The organism is Streptomyces aurantiaciflavus, from assembly GCF_049808595.1.
GTDB lineage: Bacteria > Actinomycetota > Actinomycetes > Streptomycetales > Streptomycetaceae > Streptomyces.
Genome location: NZ_JBNCAQ010000007.1, coordinates 181,649 through 206,112, shown reverse-complemented (window position 1 = coordinate 206,112; position 24,464 = coordinate 181,649). Strand labels below are relative to the sequence as shown.

The 24,464-nt window shown below is 73.2% G+C and carries 14 protein-coding genes; 8 read left to right on the top strand and 6 right to left on the bottom strand.

The genetic code is table 11. The annotated features are described in order from the left end of the window. Positions 1-2 precede the first annotated feature (2 nt). From ACPT94_RS10210 to redH, 5 genes are read left to right on the top strand one after another with little or no spacing between them, the layout of a single operon-like run. Positions 3-6,929: an aminotransferase class I/II-fold pyridoxal phosphate-dependent enzyme gene (locus ACPT94_RS10210; RefSeq protein ID WP_425245682.1), complete on the top strand. Its 6,927-nt coding sequence runs from the start codon at positions 3-5 to the stop codon at positions 6,927-6,929. Between the two features lie 3 nt (positions 6,930-6,932). Continuing rightward, on the top strand, positions 6,933-8,003 hold the full coding sequence (locus ACPT94_RS10205) for an NAD-dependent epimerase/dehydratase family protein (RefSeq protein ID WP_360331725.1): 1,071 nt from the start codon (positions 6,933-6,935) through the stop codon (positions 8,001-8,003). Beyond that, entirely contained in the window at positions 7,990-8,844 is an 855-nt protein-coding gene (locus tag ACPT94_RS10200) for a thioesterase II family protein (protein WP_425245681.1), read from the top strand. The genes ACPT94_RS10205 and ACPT94_RS10200 overlap by 14 nt, the downstream gene beginning before the upstream one ends. Further along, positions 8,832-9,917, top strand: coding sequence for an SAM-dependent methyltransferase (locus ACPT94_RS10195; protein ID WP_360331719.1), 1,086 nt, complete (start codon positions 8,832-8,834; stop codon positions 9,915-9,917). Before ACPT94_RS10200 ends, ACPT94_RS10195 begins: the two co-directional genes overlap by 13 nt. A 20-nt stretch (positions 9,918-9,937) precedes the next feature. Further along, a complete protein-coding gene (redH, locus tag ACPT94_RS10190; protein ID WP_360331716.1) occupies positions 9,938-12,640 on the top strand; it encodes an undecylprodigiosin ligase RedH in 2,703 nt (900 codons plus the stop codon). Between the two features lie 125 nt (positions 12,641-12,765). On the opposite strand, the gene ACPT94_RS10185 is transcribed toward redH, so the two are convergent. The 3 genes from ACPT94_RS10185 to ACPT94_RS10175 form a co-directional block, all read right to left on the bottom strand. After that, the gene (locus ACPT94_RS10185; RefSeq protein WP_360331713.1) at positions 12,766-15,132 is read right to left on the bottom strand and encodes an ABC transporter permease; all 2,367 of its coding nucleotides are present in this window, start codon (positions 15,130-15,132) and stop codon (positions 12,766-12,768) included. Next, positions 15,129-15,854: an ABC transporter ATP-binding protein gene (locus ACPT94_RS10180; RefSeq protein ID WP_360331710.1), complete on the bottom strand. Its 726-nt coding sequence runs from the start codon at positions 15,852-15,854 to the stop codon at positions 15,129-15,131. Before ACPT94_RS10180 ends, ACPT94_RS10185 begins: the two co-directional genes overlap by 4 nt. A 125-nt stretch (positions 15,855-15,979) precedes the next feature. Beyond that, positions 15,980-16,597 carry a TetR/AcrR family transcriptional regulator gene (locus ACPT94_RS10175; protein WP_360331707.1) on the bottom strand — a complete coding sequence of 206 codons (618 nt, stop codon included), beginning with the start codon at positions 16,595-16,597 and terminating at the stop codon, positions 15,980-15,982. A gap of 415 nt (positions 16,598-17,012) precedes the next feature. On the opposite strand from ACPT94_RS10175, the gene ACPT94_RS10170 reads away from it, so the two are divergent. Next, a complete protein-coding gene (locus ACPT94_RS10170) occupies positions 17,013-19,472 on the top strand; it encodes a glycoside hydrolase family 2 protein (RefSeq protein ID WP_360331705.1) in 2,460 nt (819 codons plus the stop codon). After that, positions 19,469-20,515 carry a LacI family DNA-binding transcriptional regulator gene (locus tag ACPT94_RS10165; RefSeq protein ID WP_360331702.1) on the top strand — a complete coding sequence of 349 codons (1,047 nt, stop codon included), beginning with the start codon at positions 19,469-19,471 and terminating at the stop codon, positions 20,513-20,515. Before ACPT94_RS10170 ends, ACPT94_RS10165 begins: the two co-directional genes overlap by 4 nt. A 72-nt stretch (positions 20,516-20,587) precedes the next feature. Here the strand turns inward: ACPT94_RS10165 and ACPT94_RS10160 are convergent, their stop codons facing one another. After that, complete coding sequence (locus tag ACPT94_RS10160) at positions 20,588-21,952, bottom strand: pyridoxal phosphate-dependent decarboxylase family protein (protein WP_425245680.1); 1,365 nt, start codon at positions 21,950-21,952, stop codon at positions 20,588-20,590. A gap of 165 nt (positions 21,953-22,117) precedes the next feature. Between ACPT94_RS10160 and ACPT94_RS10155 the strand changes: the two genes are divergently transcribed. After that, a complete protein-coding gene (locus ACPT94_RS10155; RefSeq protein ID WP_360331696.1) occupies positions 22,118-22,600 on the top strand; it encodes a MarR family winged helix-turn-helix transcriptional regulator in 483 nt (160 codons plus the stop codon). A gap of 116 nt (positions 22,601-22,716) precedes the next feature. On the opposite strand, the gene ACPT94_RS10150 is transcribed toward ACPT94_RS10155, so the two are convergent. Then, complete coding sequence (locus ACPT94_RS10150) at positions 22,717-23,439, bottom strand: FadR/GntR family transcriptional regulator (protein WP_360331694.1); 723 nt, start codon at positions 23,437-23,439, stop codon at positions 22,717-22,719. Next, positions 23,430-24,458, bottom strand: coding sequence for an aldo/keto reductase (locus ACPT94_RS10145; protein ID WP_360331691.1), 1,029 nt, complete (start codon positions 24,456-24,458; stop codon positions 23,430-23,432). Before ACPT94_RS10145 ends, ACPT94_RS10150 begins: the two co-directional genes overlap by 10 nt. Between the last annotated feature and the right edge of the window lie 6 nt (positions 24,459-24,464).

Genomic DNA, 24,464 nt, shown 5'->3' with positions numbered 1-24,464 from the left:
CGATGGTGAGCCCAGGCCCGAAAGAGACCCACCGGCACCTCGCAGCGCACTGGCAAGGAGAAGAACCACCGACCGTCGCCGGCCTGCTGCGGCGGCGCCTCGACCTCACCCCGCAGGCGGACGCCTACCGCTTCCTCACCGGCACGGACGGCACGGGCGAGACGTGGACCTACCACGAACTGGACCTGTGCGCCCGCGCCGTGGCCGTACGCCTGCTGCGCGAGAACCTCGGCGGCAGGCCGGTGCTGCTGCTCCACCCGCCGGGACTCGACTACATCGCCGCCTTCTTCGGCTGCCTGTACGCGGGGGCCGTGGCCGTTCCCGCGTACCCGCCCGACAACGCGCGGTTCGGCCAGACCATGCACCGGCTCGCCGCCATCGCCCGGGACTCGGGCGCCACCCATGCCCTGACCACCCGCGCCGTCCGGGAGGCCGCGCTCGGCAGCGCGGACGAAGCGGCCGCGACCGGCCTCGACCGGCTGCGGTGGATCACCGCGGAAGAGGTGGACACCGACGGGGCCGAGGCCTGGGAGGAGCCCGGCGCCACCGGCGACACCCCGGCGTTCCTCCAGTACACCTCCGGCTCGACCGCCACCCCCAAGGGCGTTGTGATCGGCGACGACAACCTCCTCGCCAACCTCCGCTCCATCCATCTGCGGCTCGGGCACGACGGGGACGCGCAGATGGTGTCCTGGCTGCCGCCCTACCACGACATGGGCCTGATCGGCGGCATCCTGACCCCGCTCTACGGCGGCTTCACCGCGCACCTCATGGCGCCCATGACGTTCGTACAGCGCCCCCTGACGTGGCTGGAGACCCTGTCGCGCACCCGGGCCTCCACGAGCGTGGCGCCGAACTTCGGTTTCGAACTGTGCCTGCGCCGGATCACCCCCGAGCAGCGCGACGCCCTGGACCTGCGGCACTGGCGGCTGGCCCTGAACGGCGCGGAGCCGGTGCGCGCCGACACCCTGGAGCGCTTCGCCGACTACTTCGCACCGGCCGGCTTCGACCGCGCGGCGCTGCTGCCGTGCTACGGGCTGGCCGAGGCGACGCTGATGGTCACCGGCGCCGACCCGCACCGGGAGCCCGTCGTCGGGACGCTGGACGCCACGGCCCTGGAGTCGGGCGTCGTCCGGGACGCCGGTCCGGGCACCGTCCGCACGACGCGGATCGTCGGCTGCGGCACCGCCGTACCCGACGTCGAGGTGGCCGTCGTCGACACCGCCACCCGGCGGCGCGTCACCGGGGACGCCGTCGGCGAGATCTGGGTCAGCGGCCCGGGCGTGGCCCGCGGCTACCGGGGCCGCCCCGAAGCCGACGCCGAGACGTTCGGCGCCCGCATCGACGGCGAACCCGGCACCGCCTGGCTGCGCACCGGCGACCTGGGTTTCCAGAGGGACGGCGAGCTGTATGTCGCCGGCCGCGTCAAGGACGTCGTCGTCGTGCAGGGCCGCAACGTCCATCCGCACGACATCGAGCTCACCGCGGAACGGGCCACCGAGGCCGTACGTCCCGGCAACGGGGCTGCCTTCGGCGTGCCGACCGCGGAGGGCGAGCAGCTCGCGCTCGTCTGCGAACTCGGCGGCCGCCCGGGCGCCGACGACCCGGTGGCCGTCCTGGCCCGGCTGCGCGCCGCCGTCGCCGACGAGCACCAGGTCACGCCGCACACCATCGCCCTGGTCAAGCGGTCCACGGTGCCGAAGACCACCAGCGGCAAGCTCCAGCGCCAGGCGGCGCGCCAGTCCTTCCTGGACCTGCGGATGACCGTCGTGGCGGCCAGCGTCGTACAGGAGGCGGAACCGCCGACGGCGGAAGACGGCGCCCTCCCCGACCGAGCGGCCCTCGACCGCCTCCCGCCCGCCGAACGCCGGGCACGGGTGACGGACATGGTCCGCCGGGCTCTGGCCGAGTCCGCGGCGGGCCGGGACTCGGGCCCGGAACCGTCCCTCGCCGAAGGAGGCGGCGCCTTCACCGACCTCGGGCTCGACTACCCCCGTCTCCTGGACGCCGTCCATCGCCTGGAGCGGCGGCTCGGCGTCCAGGTCCCGGTGGGTGAGCTGCTGGTCCGCCCGCACACCGACACCCTGGTCGCCCTCGTCGACTCCCGCCTCGGCGACGGCTCAGGCACCGGGCCGGGCCGGACGGCACCCGGCAGCGCGCAGATCGAGACCTGGCTGACCGAGCGGATCGCCGCCCGGCTCGGCCTGCCCGCCGTGACCGTCGACCCCACCCAGCCGTTCGCGTCCCTGGGACTCGACTCCAAGCAGGCGGTGGCGGTCGCCGGTGAACTCGGCGACTGGCTCGGCACACCGCTGCGAGCCGGCCTCGTCTTCGACCACCCCTCGGTCAGGGACCTCGCCGCCCGGCTCGGCACCGACGCGGCACCGACGTCCCCCGCCGCACCGGCGTTCCGGACGGCGGCGCCGTCCCGCGACGCGGCGGACGCCGCACGCCCACCCGTCGAGGAACCCATCGCGATCGTCGGCATGGGCTGCCGCTTCCCCGGCGCACCGGACGTCGACAGCTTCTGGCGGCTCCTGCTCGACGGCCGCGACGCCGTCGGGGAGGTGCCCCGCGACCGCTGGGACCCGCAGGCGGTGGGCACGCCGCCGTTCGGCGGATTCCTCGACCGCGTGGACGAGTTCGACGCCCGCTTCTTCGGCATCTCGGCGCGCGAGGCGGAACGGATGGACCCGCAGCAGCGGCTGCTGCTGGAGACCGCCTGGCAGACCCTGGAGGACGCCGGTATCGCGCCCACCGCGTCGGCCGGCACCGACACCGGCGTCTTCGTCGGCGTGAGCAGCCACGACTACGCCCAGCTGCAACTGCCGCGCCTGGACGCGGTCGACCTCTACACGGCGACCGGCAACGCCCAGGCGGTCGCCGCCAACCGGCTGTCGTACGTCCTCGACCTGCGCGGGCCCAGCCTGGCCGTGGACACGGCCTGCTCCTCGTCGCTTGTCGCCGTCCACATGGCGTGCCGGAGCCTGCGCTCCGGAGAGTGCCGCACGGCGCTCGCCGGCGGGGTGAACCTGATGCTCACGCCCGGCCTCACGGTGGCCTTCGCCGACGGCCGGATGCTCGGGCCCGGTGGTCGCTGCCGCACCTTCGACGACGCCGCGGACGGCTATGTGCGCGGCGAGGGCGCCGGCCTGGTGTGCCTGAAGCCGCTCTCCGCCGCGCTGGCCGACGGCGATCGCGTGTACGCCGTGATCAGGGGATCGGCCGTCGGCCACGGCGGCCGCGGCAACGGTCTGACCGCGCCGAGGGGATCCGCCCAGCGTGCCGTCATGGCCACCGCCCTGGACCGGGCGGGACTCGGCGCGTGCGACATCGGCTACGTGGAGGCCCACGGCACCGGCACCGCCCTCGGCGACCCCGTCGAGTGGGAGGCGCTCGCGGAGATCTACGGCCGGGGCCGCGCCGACGGCGAGCCGTGCCTCGTCGGCTCGGTGAAGACCAACATCGGCCACCTGGAGGCGGCCGCGGGCATCGCCGGGCTGATCAAGGCGGCGCTCGTCGTGCGGCACCGCCGGGTGCCGCCGCTGCTGCACCTGACGACCCCCAACCGGCGTCTGGACTGGGACGGCGCCGGGCTGGCCGTTCCGACGCGGTGCCGCGACCTGCCCGCCGGCTCCACCGCCCGCGCCGGCGTCAGTTCCTTCGGCTTCGGCGGCGCCAACGCCCACCTGGTCCTCGAAGCCCCGCCCACACCCGCCGTACCCGAGGGACAGCCCGTGACCACCGCACGCCCGGCCCACACCCTGTGCCTCTCGGCGCACACCCCGACGGCCCTCACCACACTGGCCCGGCAGTACCGCGTCCACCTCGCCGCGCACCCGGACACGCCGCCGGCGAGCCTGTGCCACGCGGCCAACACGGGCCGGGCGCACCTGCCCCACCGGGCCGCGCTCACCGTCGGCACGGCAGGCGAACTCGACGCCGCACTCGAGGCGTTGATCGGCGCCGAGCCGTCCACGGCCGTCGCCCGGGGACACGTCGTCGGCGGGCGGGCGCCCACGACGGCGTTCCTGTTCAGCGGCCAGGGCACCCAGTACCCGGGGATGGGCCGCGAGTTGTACGAGGGGAACCCTGGGTTCGCCGCCACCCTCGACCGGGCCGACGCCGTACTGCGCCCGCTGCTCGGCACCTCTCTCCCGGACCTCCTGTTCGACGACGCCGAAGGTGGGCGGCTCGCCCGCACCCGGTACTGCCAGCCGGCCCTGGTCGCGCTGGAGATCGCCCTCGCCGAGCTGTGGATGTCGCTCGGCGTGCGCCCCGCCGCACTGCTCGGGCACAGTGTGGGCGCCCTCGGCGCGGCCTGCGTGGCGGGTGTGCTGTCCCTGGAGGACGCGCTGACGCTGGCCGCCGAACGCGGCCGGCACATGGACGAGCAGCCGGGCGACGGCGCGATGATCGCGTGCGTCGGCGACGCGGACGTCATCCGCTCCACGGCCGCCGGTTTCGCCTCGGTGGCGGTGGCCGCCGTCAACACACCGGACCACCTGGTCCTGTCCGGCGCCGCCGAGGAGATCCGGGCGCTGCACGGCACCCTGGCGGAGCGGGGCGTCACCGTGCGCCCGCTGGCCGTGTCCCACGCCTTCCACTCCAAACTGATGGCGGGGGCGGCGGCACCGCTGCTGGACGCGGCCCGTGGTCTGTCGTTCCACGCTCCGCGCATCCCCTGGATCTCCGACGCCACCGGAGAGCCGGTCGACCGCGTCGGCCCCGACTACTGGGTCGATCACATGCTCGGCACCGTGCGGTTCGCCGACGGGTTCGCCGCCCTGCGACGGCTGGGCTGCGACGCCTTCGTCGAGGTCGGTCCGCATCCCACCCTGCTCGGCCTGGGCCGTGCCATGGCCGCCGACGGCGCCGACCGCTCAGGGGCTGCCGGCCGCGCTCCCCTGTGGCTGCCCTCGCTCCGCCGCCGGGGCGGCGCGTGGGAGACGCTGCTGCGGGCCCTGGGCCAACTGCACTGCGCGGGCGGCGAGGTGGACTGGGCCGCCCTCGACCGGCACCACCCGCCCGAGCGTGTCTCCGTGCCTCACACCGTCTTCGAACGTGAACGGTACTGGTGCGCACCGGCCGAGGCGGGGACGGTGTCGGCGGCGGCCGGGTCAGCTGCCGACACGGGCGCGAGCCGGGCGGCCGCCGGTTCGGGCCCGGCGCCGGCCTCCGGCGCAGCACAGGCCGTCCCGTCGGGAAACCGCGCCGCGCAGCCGACGCCCCCACCCCCGGCGCCGACGGCGTACGGCGCGCCCCCGATCACCTGCGGCCGTCTCACCGCACACGGACCCGACGGCATGCCCTACGCCCCACCCGGCGGAGTGTGGCCCGGGTACTCCCTCGTACCGGCCCCGTCCCACAGCCACCCGGGCGCCGTCCCGCCGTACTTCATGCCCACCCCCGTGCCGCAGCCCGGGGCCGTCTCGCGCTCCGACGTGCACCGGGCCGTGCTCGACGACCTCGCCCAGGTGTGCGGCTTCTCCGTCGAGCAGATCCCGCCGTCCGCCCGGCTCAGCACGGACCTGGGGCTCGACTCACTGATGCGGACCGACCTTCAACGGCGTATCACGGCCCGCTTCCCGCGGCAGGCGGAACGGCTGCTGAACGCACTGCCGGAGGACCCCACGGTGCAGGACGTGGTCGACGGACTCACCGGACCGGGAGCGGACGCGCCCGCCCCCTGGCCCGCCCCGTCCGTCCCCGCCGCCGCCCTTCCGCCGCCGCACGCCCCGTCCCCGACACCGCAGTTGGCGATCGAGGAGTGGGAGGAGTACGCCGAACACCGGGCCCGCCTGCGGCAGGTCGGCACCGCCGGTGACAACCCCTACGGCCGTGTCCACGAGGGATTCAACACGGGCCGCGCCACGGTGAACGGTCGCAGCGTCGTCAACTTCGCCGCCTTCAACTACCTCGGGCTCTCCTGCCATCCGCGGGTCCGGCAGGCGGCGAAGGAGGCCGTCGACCGCTACGGGACGTCGAGTTCGGCGACCCCGCTGCTGTTCGGCGAGACCCCGTTGCACCACGAACTGGAGGCCGAGATCGCCTCGTTCCTCGGCACCGAGGCGGCGATCGTGTTCGCCGGCGGCCACGCCACCAACGTGGCCACGGTGGGCCATCTCTTCGGACCCGAGGACCTCATCGTGCACGACGAGTGGATCCACGACAGCACGGTGCGCGGCTGCGTTCTCGCCGGCGCCCGGCGCAGGACCTTCCCGCACAACGACTGGGAGGCCCTGGACCGGATCCTCGGCTTCGCCCGCGCCCGGCACCGCCGCGCGCTCGTCGTGATCGAGGGCGCCTACAGCCAGGACGGCGACATCCCCGACCTGCCCCGCTTCGTCGAGGTCAAGCGGCGCCACGGCACGATGCTGATGATCGACGAGGCGCACTCCGTCGGCGTCCTCGGCCGGACCGGCCGCGGCATCGGCGAGCACTTCGGCACCGCGCCCGGCGACGTCGACCTGTGGATGGGCACGCTCAGCAAGGCGATCGGCAGCCTCGGGGGGTACATCGCCGCGCGCGGACCCGTCATCGAGTACCTCAAGTACACCGCTCCGCTGCACATCTTCAGCACCGGCATCGCCCCGGCGAGCACGGCGGCGGCCCTGGAGGCCCTCCGGGTCATCAGGGACGAGCCGGAGCGCGTGGCCAGGCTCCGGGAACTGTCCGAGTCCTTCCGCACGCAGGCCAGGGCACGGGGGCTCGACATCGGCGTGTCGCGCGCTTCCGCGATCGTCCCCGTCATCACCGGCGACTGGCAGAAGACCATGGCGCTGTCCAACTCCCTGCTGGAGCAGGGCGTCAACGTCATGCCGATCGGCTATCCGGCCGTGGCACGCGACAGGTGCCGCCTGCGGTTCTTCATCAACGTCGACCACAGCGAAGCCGACCTCGAACGCTCCCTCGACCTCCTGGTGTGATGCATGGCTGAGACCACCGACCACCCCACCCCCGACCCGGTCCCCGACACCACCGTCTCCCGCCGCGCCTGCGACGTCCTGGTCACCGGCGCCGGCGGCTTCATCGGCGGACACCTGACCCGCCGCCTCGCCGAACGCGGCCACCGCGTGCGCGTCCTGGTCCGGCCCGGCAGCGACCGGACCGCGTTCGAGGGCGCGGCGGCCGACGTCGCCGTCGGCTCCCTGGAGGACGCCGAGAGCCTGCGCCGCGCCACGGCCGGCGTCCGGCACGTGTACAACTGCGCGGGCACGTCCGCCGACTGGGGCCCGTGGGAGGACTTCCGCACGGCCAACGTCGACGGGCCCCGCAACCTCGTGGAGGCGGCCCACCACGCCGGCACCGTCGAGCGGGTGCTGCACGTGAGCACCACCGACGTCTACGGCTACCCGAAGCGGCCCTGCGACGAGACCACGCCGCCCAAGGACATCGGCCTGCCCTACAACCGCAGCAAGGTGCTCGGCGAGCGCGCCGTCCACGAAGCGGCCCGCAGCACCGGCGTGCCGGTGACCGTCGTACGCCCGGTGTCGGTGTACGGGCCCGGCAGCAAGGACTTCGTGATCGAGATCGCCCAGCTGCTGCTGCGCAAGCAGATGGTCCACATCCGCGGCGGCGAGGTCCCCGCCGGGCTGCTCCACGTCGGCAACGCCGTCGACGCCATGATCTGCGCGGCGACCTCGGAACGGACCGCCGGCCGGGCCTACAACCTGCGCGATCCCGAACCCACCACCTGGCGCCGCTACGTGGCCGCGCTCGCCGAGGGCCTGGGCGTCGAGCCGCCGCGCCTGAACCTGCCCACGCCGGTGGCCACCGCCGTCGCGACCGTCTCCGAGAAGCTCTACGGCGCACTGGGCATCCGCTCCCGGCCCGTCCTCACCCGGCACGCCGTGCACCTCTTCGACCGCGACCAGTCCTATCCGATCGACCGTGCCCGGCAGGACTTCGGCTTCCAGAGCGAGGTGGACTTCGAGGAGGGCGTGCGCCGCACCGTGGCCTGGCTGAACTCTCCCGAGGGGCGCCGCCGTGTCACCCGCTGACCTCGTACGCCGCCCGGCGGGGCAGTCCCTCTGGTTCCCCCGGGCCGCGGGAGGGACCCCACCGGGCGCGGACGCCGTGCCGCGTCTGGTGTGCCTGCCCCACGCCGGCGGCACCCCGTCGGTCTACCGCGGCTGGCAGGAGGAGCTCGGCGACGGCGTCGCCGTGGTGCCCGTCCTGCTGCCGGGGCGCGGCCTCCGGCTCCGCGAGGAGCCCCACACCGCCCTCGCCCCGCTGGCCCGCGACCTCGCCGCCGCCCTCGTCGAACAGCGACTGGCCCACGACTACGTCCTGTTCGGCCACAGCATGGGCGCGCTCCTCGCCTACGAGGTGGCCTGCCAGCTGCGCGACCTCGGCCGGACCGAGCCGCTGCACCTCTTCGTCTCCGGGAGCCGCGCGCCGCACCTGTACGGCGACCGCTCGGACCACACCCTGCCCGACGCCGAACTGCACCGGCTCGTCCGTGACCTCGGCGGCCTGGGCGCGGACCACGAGGTGGGCGCCGCCTACCTGGCCCGCCGGCTACCGGTGCTCCGGGCCGATCTGCACGCCTGCGACACCTACCGGTGGCGGCCCCGACGGCCGCTGCGATGCCCCATGACCGCGTTCTCCGCCGACGACGACCCCATCGCGCCGTTCGGACACGTCGAGGCGTGGCGGGCGTACACCACGAGCTCCTTCCTCCACCGTCACCTGACGGGCGGCCACTTCTTCCTCGGCGGCGGCGCACCGCGCTCCCGGCTGCTGCGCGAACTGCGCGCCGAACTCGGCCGCGTCCGCGGCGCGACGGACACCGGTACCCCCGCCTCCCCCTCCTCAAGGAACCGATCATGGACCTGCTGAGCCTGGCCAAGAACGTCACCCGGAGCACCGGTAAACCCGTCGCCGACCTGCTCACCGCGACCAGGGTCCTCGCCACCCCGCGCACGCCGCTGCTGCTGGCCCTGTCCAAGGGCTTCGTGGAACCGGTCCACCGGGCGGCCTTCCTGTCCTCGGCGGCGGGCTCCGGCATCCTGCGCCGGCTCGCCGAGCACCCCTGCGACCTCGGCAGCCTGGCGGAGGCGCTGCGGATCGATGAACAGGACAGGCCCCGGCTGCGCACCTGGCTTGAGATGGGCGTCACCCTGGGCGACCTCGGCCGGAGCGACGGCCGCTACCGGCTCAGGAGCCGTACGGCCAAGGCCCTCGCGCAGCCGCGTCACGACACCGTCGCCGCCGTCCTCGAAGAGGTCCTGCGTTTCCACGTGCCGGTGCTCCTGGACGGCCCCCGCATGCTGCGCGAGGGCAGGCGCTTGACCCTCGCCGACCAGGACGGCACGGTCATCGCCCGGTCCACCCGCGTGGTGCGGCCGCTCGTCGAGCGGGCCGTCGCCCGCACCCTCGACACCGCCCGGCCCGTCCGCCTGCTGGAGGTCGGCTGCGGCAGCGGCGTCCACGTGCGGTACGCGGCGCGGCGCAACCCGCGTCTGTCGGCGCTCGCCGTCGATCTGCAGCCGGACGTCGCCTGCCAGGCCGCCCGGAACGTGGCCGAGTGGGGTCTGAGCGACCGGGTCGAGGTCCGGCAGGGCGATCTGCGCACGCTCGATGTGCAGCCGCAGTTCGACCTCGTCACCCTGCACAACAACATCTACTACTTCCCGCACGACGAGCGGGTGTCGGCGCTGCGCCGCGCCCGCGCCCTGCTGTCGCCCGGCGGGAAGCTGCTGCTGACCACCTCCTGCCGGGGCGGGAACAGCGGACTGGAGGCCCTCAACCTCTGGTTCGAGTACGCCGACTTCGGTGGCCCGCTGCCCCGACCGGACGAGCTCGCCCGGCAGTTGACGACCGCCGGCTTCGGCGACGTCCGCGCGGACCGGCTGCTGCCGGGCGCACCGTTTCACGCCTTCACCGGAACCCGTGCCGGCGTGCCGGCCTGACCGCCGAGGAGACAGCGACCATGAAGACCACCGATCCGACGGCGGCGCCCCGCGACCCGGACCACGTCGTCGTCCTCGGCGCACCGCACGGGGCGGCCCCCTCCGCCCTGGGCGGAAAGGCGGCGCGGCTGGACGAGATGCTCCGGGCGGGCCTGCCGGTGCCGCCCGCCTTCTGCCTCACCACCGAGATGTTCGACGGCTTCCTGCGGGACACCGGGCTCGCGGAGAAGGTCCGGGACGCCGACGCCGCCACGGTCCGGGAGCTGGTGCTGGCCACCGAGATCCCGCGGCCCGTCGCCGACGCGGTCGTCGCGGCGTACGCGGAGCTGGGCCGTCCGCGCGTGGCGGTCCGCTCGTCCGCCGTGCGGGAGGACTCCGGCACGCAGTCCTTCGCCGGGCAGCACGACACCGTCCTCGACGTGTGCGGGGACGACGGCCTGCTGGACGCGGTGCGGCGCTGCTGGGCCTCCCTGTGGTCCGACCGCGCCGCCGCCTACCGCGCCGGTGACGGCACACCCGGATCCATCGCCGTGGTCGTGCAGGAGATGGTCCACGCCGACGTCAGCGGCGTCCTGTTCACCGTCGACCCGGTCGGCGGCCGTGCGCACCGGATCGTCGTGGAGGCCTGCCAGGGCCTGGGGGAGGGGCTGGTCTCGGGCCGGGTGTCCAGCGACTTCTTCGTCGTGGACGACCGTTCCCTGGAGGTGACCGAGGAGCGCGTCCGCCACAAGGTCACCAAGTGCGCCCCGCTGGAACCGGGGAGGATCGGCCTGACCAAGGTGGACGCGGCCGCCCGCGACGTGCCCTGCCTGAGCCGAGAGCAGCTCGGCGAGCTCGTGGGGATCGCCGTACGGGTCCGCGACCACTACGGCTGCGAGCAGGACATCGAGTGGGCCCTGCGGGACGGCGCGTTCCACCTCCTGCAGACCCGCCCCATCACGACCGTACGGCCCACCCCGGACACGGACCCGACCGCCCGAGCCGCCGGCGCCCGCAGCCCCTATGTCAGCGAGCAGCCGGAGGAGATCCGCAGCGGCACCCTCTGGTCGCGCATGGACATCGGCGAGATCTTCGTCGGGCTGATGACGCCACTGGGGCTCAGCTTCGCCCGCCACTACCAGCAGCACGTCCACCGGGACTGCGCCGCCGCGCTCGGTGTCCGCGACACCGGCGACGCGGACCTGCACATGGGGTACTTCCACGGGCACGTCTACCTCAACATCTCCTACGGCGCCCACCTGCTGGGCCAGTGCCCGCCCACCCGCGACCAGCGTCGCTTCACCGGCCGCTTCGTCAGCGAGGAGGTGGACCTCACCCGGTACCGCAACCCGTTCGGCGCCTTCCCCGCCGGTCTGGAAGGCGCCCGGTCGACGGCCTTCTGGCTGCGGCACACGGCGCGCGAGGTCACCGAACTGAAGGCACGGGCGCGGCGGATGGTCCGCTCACGCCTGTACGAGTTCGACCGCGCGCGGCGACTGGACCAGACCCGCATGAGCAGGCCCGAACTGCGGGCCGAACTCGACCGCCACCTCGGCAGTTTCCACGACGCGCACGTGGGCTACATGCCGTACTACATCAACGCCTTCGGCTTCTACGGAGTGCTGACCGAACTGTGCGCCAAGTGGCTCGGCGACGAGGGCCACAACCTGCAGAACCGCATCAAGACGGACATGTCGTCGCTGCGTACCGTGGAGTCGGCCAAGGAGATCTGGGCCGTGGCGCAGGCCGCCAAGGACGCTCCCCGCGTGCTGCGGATCATCGACGACGAGCCGCTGGAGCGGATCGAGCGCGCGCTGCGCGACGACGCCGAGGGCCGCGTGTTCTGGGACCGGCACATGGAGCCGTTCCTGCGGGCCAACGGCACGCGCGGCCACCAGGAGATGGAGCTCACCCACCCGCGGTGGATCGACGATCCGTCGTACGTCTTCCAGATGATCCGGCGGTACGCCGCCGACGGCTTCTCCATCGAGGACATCCTGCGGCGCGGCAGCGGCCACCACGACACCTCCCGTCAGGTGCTCGAGCGGCTGCCGTTGCCGAAGCGGAAGACGCTGGAGACGGTCATCGGGCTGTACCGGCTGTGCAGCGAGCTCCGTGAGACCACCCGCATGTCGATGATCACGACCATCTGGCTGATCAGGAACGTGGTGTACGAGGTGGGCCGGCGCCTGGTGCGGGCCGGTGTGCTGCACTCCCTGGACGAGGTCGCCCACCTCGACTTCGAGGACGTACGCGGCTACCTGGCGTCCGACGCCCACGAGACGGAGGCGTTCGACCGGATCCGGATCGACGCGGCGCGGCGACTGCACGAGTACCACAGGCGGCTGCCCGAGCCGCCGCTCGCGTTCGTCGGGGAGTACGACATCACCGCCGCCGCCCCTCCCGTGGCCGCCGGGGCCCGCCTGACGGGCCTGGGCGCGAGCCCGGGGCGTGTCGTCGGCCGGGCCCGTGTGGTCGAGGACCTGGTGTGGCAGGCCGACGAGTTCCAGCCGGGGGAGATCCTGGTCACCCGGTACACGGACGCGTCGTGGACGCCGCTGTTCGCCATCGCGGGCGGCGTCGTCACCGACGTCGGGTCGATGCTCTCGCACAGCTCGATCGTGGCCCGCGAGTTCAACGTGCCGTCGGTGGTCAACACCAGGCACGCCACCCAGGTCGTCAACACCGGCGACATGGTGGTGGTCGACGGAGCGGCCGGCACCGTCGAGGTGGTCGAGGGCTGAGGCCCCGCCCCGCAAGGGGCGCAGCACGGGAGAGCCCCCGCCGAACCGGCGGGGGCTCTCCCGTCCGTGTACGACCCGGCTCTCCGTCCGCGGACGGCACGGCGGGGCGCCGGGCCCGGCCCTGCCTACTGCGACCGTTCCCGTACGACCTTGGCGACGTCCAGGTCGCGCACCATGCGCACCGCCGGGATCTGGGAGAGCAGCGAGGCCGCCGGCATGGCCAGCGCGGCGGCCAGCAGCGTGGGCCAGCCCAGGTCCAGCTCCAGCGAGAACATGTCGCTGTCGAACGCCCGCAGCGACTCCCAGGCCGCGGCCGCGCCGGCGAGCAGCCCGAGCGGTACCGCCAGCACGGTGGCCGTGAGGTTCTCCGTGGCCAGCATCCCGGCGATGCGGCGCAGTGACACCCCGGCGGCCCGCAGCGTGGCCAGTTCCGAGGTCCGCTCGGCGACGTTGACGGTCATGGTGACGTAGATGACGGTCAGGGCCAGCACGCCGCCGAAGACGAGCATCACCCCCACGAAGATCCAGAACAGGCGGAGGTAGGTGTCGACCTGGTGCCGCAGCGCCTGGCTGTCCGCGTAGGCGACCACGCCGTCGATGCGGGAGACCGCCGACCGCACCTCGTCCCGCCCGCCGGTGCCGGTGCCGTCGTCGAGGCGCAGCTGGTAGGTGAGGGCGGGCGCCCCGGTGAGCGCCTCCACGGTGTCCCGCGTGCCGTACAGGGCGGTGCCGATCGGCTCGTCCACCAGTCCCGCCAGGCGGACGCCGTGTGTCGCGCCGCCCGGTGTGTGGACGCGCAGGGTGTCCCCGACGCGCACCTTCAGCTTCCCGGCGAGCGCCTTGCCCGCCAGGATCCCGTCGGACGGGAGTTCCCTGGTGCCGCCGTCGTCCGTGCGGAACCCGTGCATCCGGGTGTCCGGCCGGTGACCGCTGAGCGAGGTGGCGTAGGAACGCGTTCCGGCCGACGCGGTGACCGGTACCGTCGTCACCCGCTCGACCGCCGCCACACGCGGGATGGCGCGCAGCCGCGCCGTCAGGTCGGGCGCCCGCCGACTCGCGGTGACGGTGGCGTCCTGCCGCTGGACCTCGCCGAAGTGGGTGTCCATCAGCGACCGCATGCTGGTGATCATGCCGGTGGAGGCGAGGACGAGGACCAGGGCCAGCACCGTGCCGGTCATCGTGGCCAGAGTCCGCCGCCGACTGCGGGTGAGCTCGCGCAGAGCGAGACGCCCCACCACCGGCAGTCCGCGGGCCCGCCCCACCGCACGGCTCCACGGGCCCGGCGGCTTCAGTGTGCCGCCGTCCCCGCGCATGGCCTCGGCCGGCGCCGTGCGCGATGCCGACAGGGCCGGTGCGAGACCGCCGGCCACACCCACGACGAGGCCGAAGACCACGCCCACCACCACGATCAGTGGGCGGTGCTCCACCACGGTGTCGGGAATGTCGAGGGCGTTGGTGTAGGCGTGGCTGACCGCGGACGTGGCGAACAGACCCAGGACCACCCCGAGGACGGCTCCGGTCGTCCCCGCGACGAGGCCGTGCCCGAGGTAGTGGCGCACGACGGCGCCCCGTGGCGCGCCCGCGGCGAGGAAGGTGGCGATCACCTTCCGTTCGGCGAGCACCATCCGGGTGATCAGGACGTACGCGGCGATCGCCGCGGCTGACAGGAACAGCACGGGGAAGCCCAGGGCGAGCTGCTCGAAGCCCTTGAGGTCCTCGCGCAGCGTGGCGTTGGACGCCTGCTCGGCCCGCTCGATCACGTCGAACGCCCCGGCCGAGCGCAGCCGGGCGGCGACGGCGCCCGCGGCCCCGGAGCCCCGCGCCTCCTGGGACAGGCGCACCAGCGTCTGCGGGGCGGCGTCAGGGCCCGCCAGGGTCCGCACCGTCCGCTCCGGGGCGAACACGACCGCGAAGGAGTGCGGGTCGGCGAGCACCTCCTGCCGGTTGCGGGCGGGCCACAGATACTCGGGGGACACCGCGACGCCCCGCACGGTCAGGGTGTGCCAGCGGGTGCCGTCGAACGCCCGCAGCCGGTCGCCGGGGGCCAGGCCGAAGGTGTCCGCGGCGTGCTTCTCGACCAGGACGCCGTCCGGTGCGCTCGCGGACAGACCGCGCCCTCGCGTCACGTCGACGCGGTTCACGGCGGGCTGCGAGCCGACCGGCATCCCCGTCACGCGGCCGAGCAGCTTGTCGGCGCCGATGCGCAGGGGGACGTCCTGCTGCGTGCGCGTGGTGACGGCCGTGACGCCGTCGGCGCCGCGGACTGCGGCCGCCGTCTTCTCCGGGTCGCCCCCGGTCGCCGTCAGGTCGGCGAAGTGCAGCCGGTCGTAGGTGCGGTCGTAGGACGTGGCGAGGTTGCGGTAGGCCTCGTAGGTGGAGACGAACAGCACGACGCCGACCAGTACGGTGACCGCGATCGCGGCGAACTGCGCGAGCCTGCGGCGCAGGTCGCGCGCGGTCTTGGTGAGCAGGATGCCGGGCACGCCGCTCACCAGCCCACGGAGACGGCGTCGGCGGGCGCCGCGTTGTGTTCCATGGAGTGGATGCCGCCGTCCCGCATGGTGACCACGCGGTGGGCGATGGCGGCGACGGAGGCGTTATGGGTCACCATGAGGACCCCGCGGCCCTGCCGATTGGTCTCCTGCAGCAGTTGCAGCACCTGCCGTCCGGTGGCCTGGTCCAAGGCGCCGGTGGGCTCGTCCGCCAGCAGCAGGTCCGGGTCCGTGGCCAGGGCGCGCGCGAGGGACACCCGCTGCTGCTGGCCTCCGGAGAGCTGGGCGGGGAAGTGGTCCATACGGTCACTGAGCCCGACCGCCTCCAGCAGCTCGGGCACCCGGCTGCGGTCGCCGCGCCCGGTGAGTTCGATCAGCGCCTCGACGTTCTCCCGCGCGGTGAGCGTGGGGACCAGGTTGAAGAACTGGAACACGAAACCGATCCGGTCCCGGCGGAAAGCCACCAGCTCGCGCGGCGGACGGCCGGTGAGGTCCTCCCCGGCGACCTGGATCTCGCCGCGGTCGGCGGTCTCGATGCCACCGATCACATTGAGCAACGTGGTCTTGCCCGAGCCGCTGGGGCCGAGGACGACCACCATCTCACCGGGCTCGATGTCGAGGTCGACGTCCTTGAGCGCGGTCAGTGCCGCCTCGCCCATGCCGTAGGTCTTGGTCACGCCACGCAGCCGCAGGCCGCCGCGCGGTGCCCTCGTCTGTGTCATGGATTCTCCTCGAAGGGCTCGAAGGGTGAGCGGGTCGGAGGGCGGACCACGAGCCGTCCCGCCGGTGGAGGGGGCGCCGACCGGACAGCGGGTCACGATGCCGGCGGCGCCGGCGGGACAGCGGGTCACGCGTCGGCGGTGCCGCCGGCGTCCGAGGCCGGTATCGGCCGTCCGGCCTGCTCCGCCAGGCGCGCGAGCGGCCCGGCCAGCGACTCGGTCGGCAGCTCCGGGTCGAGCAGGAGGTGCAGCACCAGACCGTCGAGGGCGGCGAGCAGCACGACCGCCGAGGCCTCCGGTTCCTCGGCACGGCCCGTGGAACGCAGCCACTCGGCCGTGACCGCCCGCAGCTCCCGCAGCAGCGCGGACAGCTCCTCCCGCAGCCGCCCGATGCGCCGAGCGGCCAGCAGCGTCTCGCTGAGCAGCGCCGTCAACGGCTCGTCGGCGGCGTACTCCGCGACCGCCCGCAGGACCTGCCGCAGGCCCGTGGCGACATCCCCCGCCTCGCGCAGCAGATCCAGCCCTCTGCCCAGCTCCCGCCGGGTGGCGTCGAGGGCGGCGTCGACGAGCAGATCGGTGACGGTGGCGAAGTGGTAGTGCACCACCCCGGGCCGTACGCCCGCTCGCTCCGCGATCTTCCGTGTGGTCACCGCGCCCCACCCCTCCTCGGCGATGAGGTGCACCGCGGCGTCGAACAGGCGCGCCCGCGTCTGCTCGCCCCGGGTCGCGGAATCTGTGGTGGTCATGGCTGCTCCTGGGCCTGCGTCCCGCTCTCGGGCATCGCCAGGACGGCCTTTTGGTCGATCGCCCTGGTCGATCGTCCAAAAGGTACCACGCGTGGGTCATCGCCACTACCGTGCGCTATCGCTCGATCGCGGCGAGTGATCACCGGGTGTTTCCGTCGGCGGGCAAGGGGGTGGGCTGTCGGTCCCATGGCTCCGGCTGTTTGAACCGGTAAAGCTCAGCCTTTCATCGCAATGCGCCACCGCTGCATGGGTGGCTTGATATGACCTCAACTCACCAGGATGAAGAGGCAATTAAGCCAACAAAACAGGCGAATAGGATTGCACTATACCGGTTTATGGACATCGCTCCATCGGGCCATTAGGTTGACCTCCGACCACTCCGGACCGGCGATGCGTTACGCGAGGGGAGCCGCAGATGAAGGACGTCACCCTGCTCGGCGAAGGGTGGGGGCTGTGCCACGAGGACGGGGTGCTGCCCGCCCGGGTGCCGGGCTGTGTCCACACCGACCTGCTGGCCGCGGGGCTCGTCCCCGACCCCTTCATCGGCACCAACGAGCACGAGGTCGCCTGGGTCGGCGAGCGGGAGTGGACGTACACCTCCCGGCTGACGAGCGACACCGCGCACGAGCGCACCGACCTGGTCTTCGACGGCCTCGACACCGCCGCCGAGATCACCCTGGACGGCGAGTCGCTCGGCCGGACCCGCAACATGCATCGCGCCCACCGCTTCGACGTCACCGGCCGCGCCGGCGAACTGCGCGTGCGCTTCCTCCCGGCCCACGAGGAGGCCGAGGCAGTACGGCAGATGACGGGCGACCGCCCCAACGTCTATCCGGCGCCCTCGCAGTACATCCGCAAGATGGCGTGCAGCTTCGGCTGGGACTGGGGTCCCACCGTCGTCACCGCCGGAATGTGGCGGCCCGTCCGCCTGGAGCACTGGTCGACCGCCCGGATCTCCCAGGTCCGGCCCCTGGTCACGGTGACCGGCACGCACGGCCGCGTGGAGGTGCACCTCACGGTGGAACGCACCGCCACCGGCACCGGGCGCCCCCTGACCGCGCGGGTGTCGGTGGCCGGGGTGGACACCGAGGTCACCGTCGAGGACGGACACGCGCAGCTCACGCTGGACGTGCCCGACCCGCGGCTGTGGTGGCCGCGCGGCCACGGCGAACAGCCGCTGTACGACCTCACGGTCACCCTCGTCGACGGCGGCACCGCCCTGGACGCCTGGCGGCGCAGGATCGGCTTCCGCACGATCGAACTGGACCGCACCGCCGACGAACACGGCACCGGCTTCACCCTGGTCGTCAACGGCGTACCCCTCTTCGCGCGGGGCGTGAACTGGATCCCCGACGACGTCCTGCCCTCCCGCGTCACCCCGGAGCGCTACCGCCACCGCCTCACCCAGGCCGCCGAGGCGAACATCGACCTCGTCCGCGTCTGGGGCGGCGGCATCTACGAGGACGACGCCTTCTACGACGTGTGCGACGAACTCGGGCTGATGGTCTGGCAGGACTTCCTGTTCGCGTGCTCCGCCTACCCCGAGGAGCAGCCGCTGCGCGGTGAGGTGGAGGCCGAGGCGCGCGAGAACGTCGTACGGCTGATGCCACACCCGTCGCTGGTGCTGTGGAACGGCAACAACGAGAACCTGTGGGGCTTCCGGGACTGGGGCTGGGAGCCCGAGCTCGCCGGCGACTCGTGGGGCGAGGGGTACTACCTCGGCCTGCTGCCGCGCGTGGTCGCCGAGCTGGACCCGACCCGGCCCTACACGGCGGGCAGCCCGTGGTCCGGCTCCTGGGACCACCACCCCAACGACCCGGCGCACGGCACCCACCACTCCTGGGAGGTGTGGAACCGGCGGGACTACGCCCACTACCGCGACAGCGTGCCCCGGTTCGTCGCCGAGTTCGGCTGGCAGGCCCCGCCCGCGCTGGCCACCCTGCGTCGCGCGCTGCCCGGCGAGGACCTCGCCCCCGACTCACCCGGCATGCTCCACCACCAGAAGGCCGAGGACGGAAACGGCAAGCTCGATCGCGGGGTCGCCCGCCACTTCGCCCTCCCCGAGGGCGACTTCGACCGCTGGCACTACCTGACCCAGGTGGTCCAGGCCCGGGCCGTCGCCGCCGGCATCGAGCACTGGCGCTCCCACTGGCCGCTCTGCGCGGGCACCGTCGTATGGCAGTTGAACGACTGCTGGCCGGTCAGCTCCTGGGCGGCCGTCGACGGGGACGGCCGGCTCAAGCCGCTCTACCACGAGCTGCGGCGCGTGTACGCGGACCGGCTGCTCACCCTCCAGCCCGCCCCGGACGGTGTCGTGCTGGCCCTGGCCAACCAGTCGGCCGAGAGCTGGCACGCCCGGGTCACGGTGCGCCGGATGACCGCCGACGGCACGGTCACCGCCGAGGCGACGCTCGGGGCCGACGTGGATCCGCGCGGCGCGGTCCGCGTGCCCCTCCCCGCCGACCTCGCACTTGGCGCGGAGGGCGCCAAGGAGTTCCTGGTGGCGGACGCGTGGGGGTCCTTCCGCCCGAGCGGAGTCGAGAGTGGGGGAGAAGCCGAGAGCGGGGGAGGACTGCGCGCGCTGCACTTCGCCGTGCCGGACCGCGAGTTCGCCTACGCCCGGCCCCGGTTCGACGTCCAGGTGGAGGCGGGTGCCGGTTCCGGACAGGACGCTACAGTCGACGTCGTGGTCACAGCACGCACCGTGGTACGCGATCTCCTTCTGCAGCCCGACCGTCTCGCCCCGGACGCGGTGGCCGACACGGGCCTGGTCACCCTGCTTCCCGGCGAACAGGTCCGGATCCGGGTCGGCGGCTGGTCCGAGCCCACCGTCGAGGGCGCCCGCTCGGCGATCTTCTGCGTGGAACCGGCGTGAGCGCACCCGCTCCACGCGTACCTGCCCACCGCGTCACGATCAAGGACGTCGCGGCACGCGCCGGCGTGTCCAAGGGCGCGGTGTCCCTGGCCTTCAACAACAAGCCCGGTGTCTCCGACGCCACCCGCGTCCGCATCTTCCAGGCGGCCCAGGAACTGGGATGGGCGCCCAACGCGCGTGCCCGCAGCCTGTCGTCCGGGAGCCGGGTCGACACCGTCGGGCTGGCGATCTGCCGGCCGGCCCGGCTGCTCGGCCTGGAACCCTTCTACATGGAGTTCATCTCCGGGGTCGAGAGCGTGCTGGCCGAGCGGTCCTGCTCGCTGCTGCTGCACCTGGTGCGGGACCTCGACGAGGAGATCGCGCTGCAGCAGAACTGGTGGCGGGCGCGGCAGGTCGGCGGCTCGATCCTGGTCGACTTCCGCCAGAACGACCCCCGCGTCCCGGCGCTGAAAGCCGTGGGGCTGCCGGTCGTGGCCGTCGGCCACCCGTCCCTGACCGGCGGTTTCACGTCGGTGTGGACCGACGACGCCGTCGCCGCCGCCGAGGCCGTGCGCTACCTGGCCGCACTCGGCCACCGGCGCATCGCCCGGGTCGGCGGGCCCGCCGGGCTCGGCCACAGCGCCATCCGCACCGAGGCGTTCGCCTCCGCTGCACGCGACCTCGGACTGACCGGCGACCTCCAGGTCACCACGGGGTACGAGGGAGAGGAAGGCGCCCGCGCCACCCGCTCCCTGCTCCTCAGGGCGGACCGGCCCACGGCGATCCTGTACGACAACGACATCATGGCGGTCGCCGGCGCCGCCGTCGCGGCCGAGCTGGGACTGTCCGTGCCCCAGGACCTCTCCCTCCTCGCGTGGGACGACTCGCAGCTGTGCCGGCTCACCCATCCCCCGCTGTCCGCGATGAGCCACGACGTGCACGGCTTCGGCGCCGATGCGGCCCGGACCCTGTTCGGGGTCATGGACGGGGACCAGCCGGAGTCCCACCAGGTGCCCACGCCCTCCCTCGCACCACGTGGTTCGACGGCACCACCGCCGAAGTAGGCCCTGTCCGACAGCCCTTGCCCCGCCCGAGGGACCGACGCCGCCGGGGTGGCGGCGCCCAGGGCGGTGGACTCAGCGAGACCGCGCGAGCCGTTCGACCCGGCCGTGGAGGAGCTCCAGGTGATGCTCGGATTCCGGCTTCATCAGGACGCTGCGCAGGATGCGTGCGCCGTCGGCGTCCGCGGTGATCTTCGGGTGGCGTGCGGTGAACGCCTCGCGGTCGGCCTTGAGGGTGCTCAGGAACACCGGGTCGGCACTGGCCATGCCGTCCGCCAGCACGCGTGCCGACGCCGCGTCGACGGCGGTCAGGGCGGCGGGTTCCACCACGGGGAAGTAGCTGACGATGTCCAACTCGGGCTGCTGGTAGAGCTCCAGGGCGTCGGACGCGGTGATCAGCTCGGACCAGCGCAGGGCGGCCCGGCGGCCGGCCGCCAGGACGCGGCCGAGACCGTCGGGCGTGGGCGGGACGAGCTGGAAGGTGAGCCACAGGGCGGCGGCCGAGGCTCCGGCACGGGAGCATTCCAGACTGATCTCGCCGAGGTGGAGCTCGCTGGAGGTGAAGTAGGTGTACGGCGAGTCGTGGAGGTAGAAGCGCCCCACCTCCGGGTCGCGGAAGAGGACGGCCCCGCAGCCGTACGGCTGGAGTCCGTGCTTGTGCGGGTCGACGACGATCGAGTCGCACCGAGCGATCGCCCGCCAGGGCTCCGGGGGGAGTCCCTCGGGACCGTCGGCACCGGCCAGCAGGGTGAAGAAGCCTCCGTAGGCGGCGTCCACGTGGAGCCGGACGCCGTAGCGCTCCCGGAGTGCCAGGGCCTGGTGGACGGGGTCGACCACGCCGAGGCCGGTCGTTCCGGCGGTGAGGACGACCGTGCCGACGTCTTCGGTGCGAAGGACGTCCTCCAGGGCGTCGAGGCAGATGCGGCCGCGGTCGTCCGTGGGGATCGGGTGGCCCTTCACGCCCAGGACGTGGCACATGCGGCCGTGGGTGTAGTGGGCGTCGGCGCTGTAGGCGACACCCCGGCCGGGATGCAGCTCGCGCGCGACGAACAGGGCTTCGAGGTTGGCGATCGTGCCGCTGGTCGTGAGGTGGCCGAGGTGGGTGTCGTAGCCGAACATCGCGGCGAGCCGCCCGACGGCCTCGCGTTCCATGCGGGCGGTGGCGGGGCCGCCGTCCAGGGCGTGGTTGTTGGGGTTGATCAGCATGGCGGTGAGGTAGCCGACCACGGCCGCCGGGTGCGGGGGCTTGAGCATCTGCCCGGCGTAGTGCGGGTGGAAGAAGGGATAGTTGTCCTTCAGCCGTCCGGTGAACTCCCCGAAGGCGGCGGCGAAGCGGTCGTCCTCGACGAGGAGCGACGGGTGCTGCTCGTAGGGGCCGAAGCTGTCGGCCCACTCCTGTACGGCGTCGTTGGCCCGGCCGAGCCAGTGCTGCAGATCCACTGATCTCCCCTTCTCCGACTCTCTCTGGTGGGTACTCGACACCATAGAATTTCGTTGACTACTCAGCAATTGATTGCTCAGTAATTGAGATGTCGATAGGTGAGGAAGCAGTAAACTCTGCGGACGGTCCCGGTCGGGGCCGCCGGTACGAGAGGACGCAGACAGGTGGATGCCGCGACTCGACGGGGCGACAGGACCGCCCGCGCCGCCAACAGCCGACTCGTTCACGACTTCGGGCTGTTGATCAAGGTGGCCACCCGCCTCGAACAGCGGATCGACACGGCCCTGCGGCAGGAGTGCGAGATCAGCCACACGATGTTCGAGGTCCTCATCAGGCTCTGCCGGCAGCCGGACGAGGAGGTCTCGCAGCGCGAGCTCGCCGACGATCTCACGCTCACCAGCAGCGGCATCACCCGTCTCGTCGACCGCATGGAGGGAGCCGGTCTGGTCCGGCGCGTGCCCTCCCCCGGGGACCGCAGAAGCGTCCTGGTGGAATCGACCGATCACGGTCGTGCGGTGTTCCTTCGGGCAGCCGCCGTCCACGGCCGGGTCGTCGAGCGGTACTTCGTCGCGCCGGTGGCCCACGACGACTACGGAAGGCTGACCGACTCGCTGACCGAGATCCACAAGGCCCTGCGCGACAGCTGACCGACATGCCCGTCCGTGGCCGCGAGCCGTGGGCGCCGTCCCGACGGGCGATCAGCCGGTTGCCAGGCGTCCGGAGGGCGTGACGGGAAGGAGACGGCGCGTGACGAGCCGCGGCGTCAGTTCTTCGTCGGCGATCCGAAGGACAGGGACGCGTTGGCGCGCAGGTGTTCCCGCAACCACTGCTCGGTGTTGCTCACGTGCAGCAGCGCGGCGGCCTGGCTGAGGGCGGCGTCGCGGGTGGACAGGGCCCTGAAGATCGCTTCGTGTTCGGCCAGGGTCCGGCCCGCGGCCTGGTCGTCGACGAGACCGCGCCAGATGCGGGCGCGCAGGGTGCGGCCGGAGATTCCCTCCAGAAGGGTCAGGAGGGTCTCGTTCCCGGTGGCCGAGACGACGGCGCGGTGGAAGGCGGCGTCATGGGCGTTGAGCCGCTCGACGTCGTCCCGGGCCTCGCGCATGGCGTCCAAGTGACTTTTGATCTCGGCCAGTTGGTCGTCGGAGATCCGGGTGGCGGCCAGTGCGGTGGCCACCGGTTCGAGGAGGCGCCGTACCTCCATGAGGTCCCGCAGGGCAGCGGAGTCGCCCTGCAGCAGCTCCACCGCCCCGCCGAGCCCCTCCAGGAGCAGGCTCGGCTGCAGACTGGTCACGTACGTGCCGTCGCCCCGCCGGACCTCCAGGACCCGCGCGACGGCCAGCGCCTTGACCGCTTCGCGGGCGAGGTTGCGCGACAGGCCCAGCTGGGCGGCCAGGTCGGGCTCCGGCGGGAGCTTCGAGCCCGGGGGCAGCGCGCCGGTGCGGATCAGCTCCCGGATCTGCTCGATGGCCTTGTCCGTCAGAGACACCGCGAACCCCTCTCCCGAGCGTCCGCCGTCGGCACGTCCGCCCTGATCAGCCCTTGGGTGCGGAGATCAGCCCAGAGGGCTTCGGGGATGTGCTGACGGTGAAGTTCCACGTTTCGCCTGACCTGCTCCGGGTTCCGCATACCGAGGGTGACATTGATGATAGTGGGATGCGTGTGCGGGAACGCGATCGCGGCGGCGGGCAGGGTCGTGCCGTGCGCCTCGCAGATCTCGGCGATCGTCCGGGCCCGGGCGACCAGGGCGGGCGGGGCGTCCTGGTAGTCGTACTTCATGCCCTCGGCGGGCCGCTCGCGGGAGAGCAGGCCCGAGTTGAACACGCCGACCGCCACCACGCTCCTGCCCGACTCCTCGGCCGCCGGCAGCACGTCGTCCAGCGCCGACTGGTCGAGGAGCGTGTAGCGCCCGGCGAGCATCACGACGTCGGCGGCGGTCTCGCGCAGGAAACGGGCGAGCATCGCCGTCTGGTTCATGCCGGCGCCGATCGCGCCGATCACCCCCTGGTCGCGCAGTTCCGCCAGAGCGGGCATGGCCTCCTCCGCGGCCTGCCTCCAGTGGTCGTCGGGATCGTGCAGGTAGACGACGTCGAGGCGGTCCAGGCCCGTGCGCTCCAAGGTCCCCTCGATGGAGCGGAGCACCCCGTCCCGGCTGAAGTCCCACCGCCTGCGCAGGTCGTCCCGCACCACGAAGCCCTCGTCGTCGACACCGCGAGGCCGCTCGTTGGGGACGAGCAGGCGGCCGACCTTCGAGGAGACGACGTACGCCTCACGCGGCCGGCCCCGCAACGCCGTGCCCAGGCGCTGCTCGGAGAGGCCGAGTCCGTAGTGCGGCGCCGTGTCGAAGTACCGGATGCCGGCCTCCCAGGCCGTCTCGACGGCGGCCTCCGCGTCGCGGGGAGGGGTGACTTTGTAGAGGTTGCCGATGACGGAGGCCCCGAAGCCGAGTGCGGTGAGCTCGACCGGGGTGTTCGTGATCTTCCGGCGTCCGATGGGCCGATGTCTCAAGGGTGC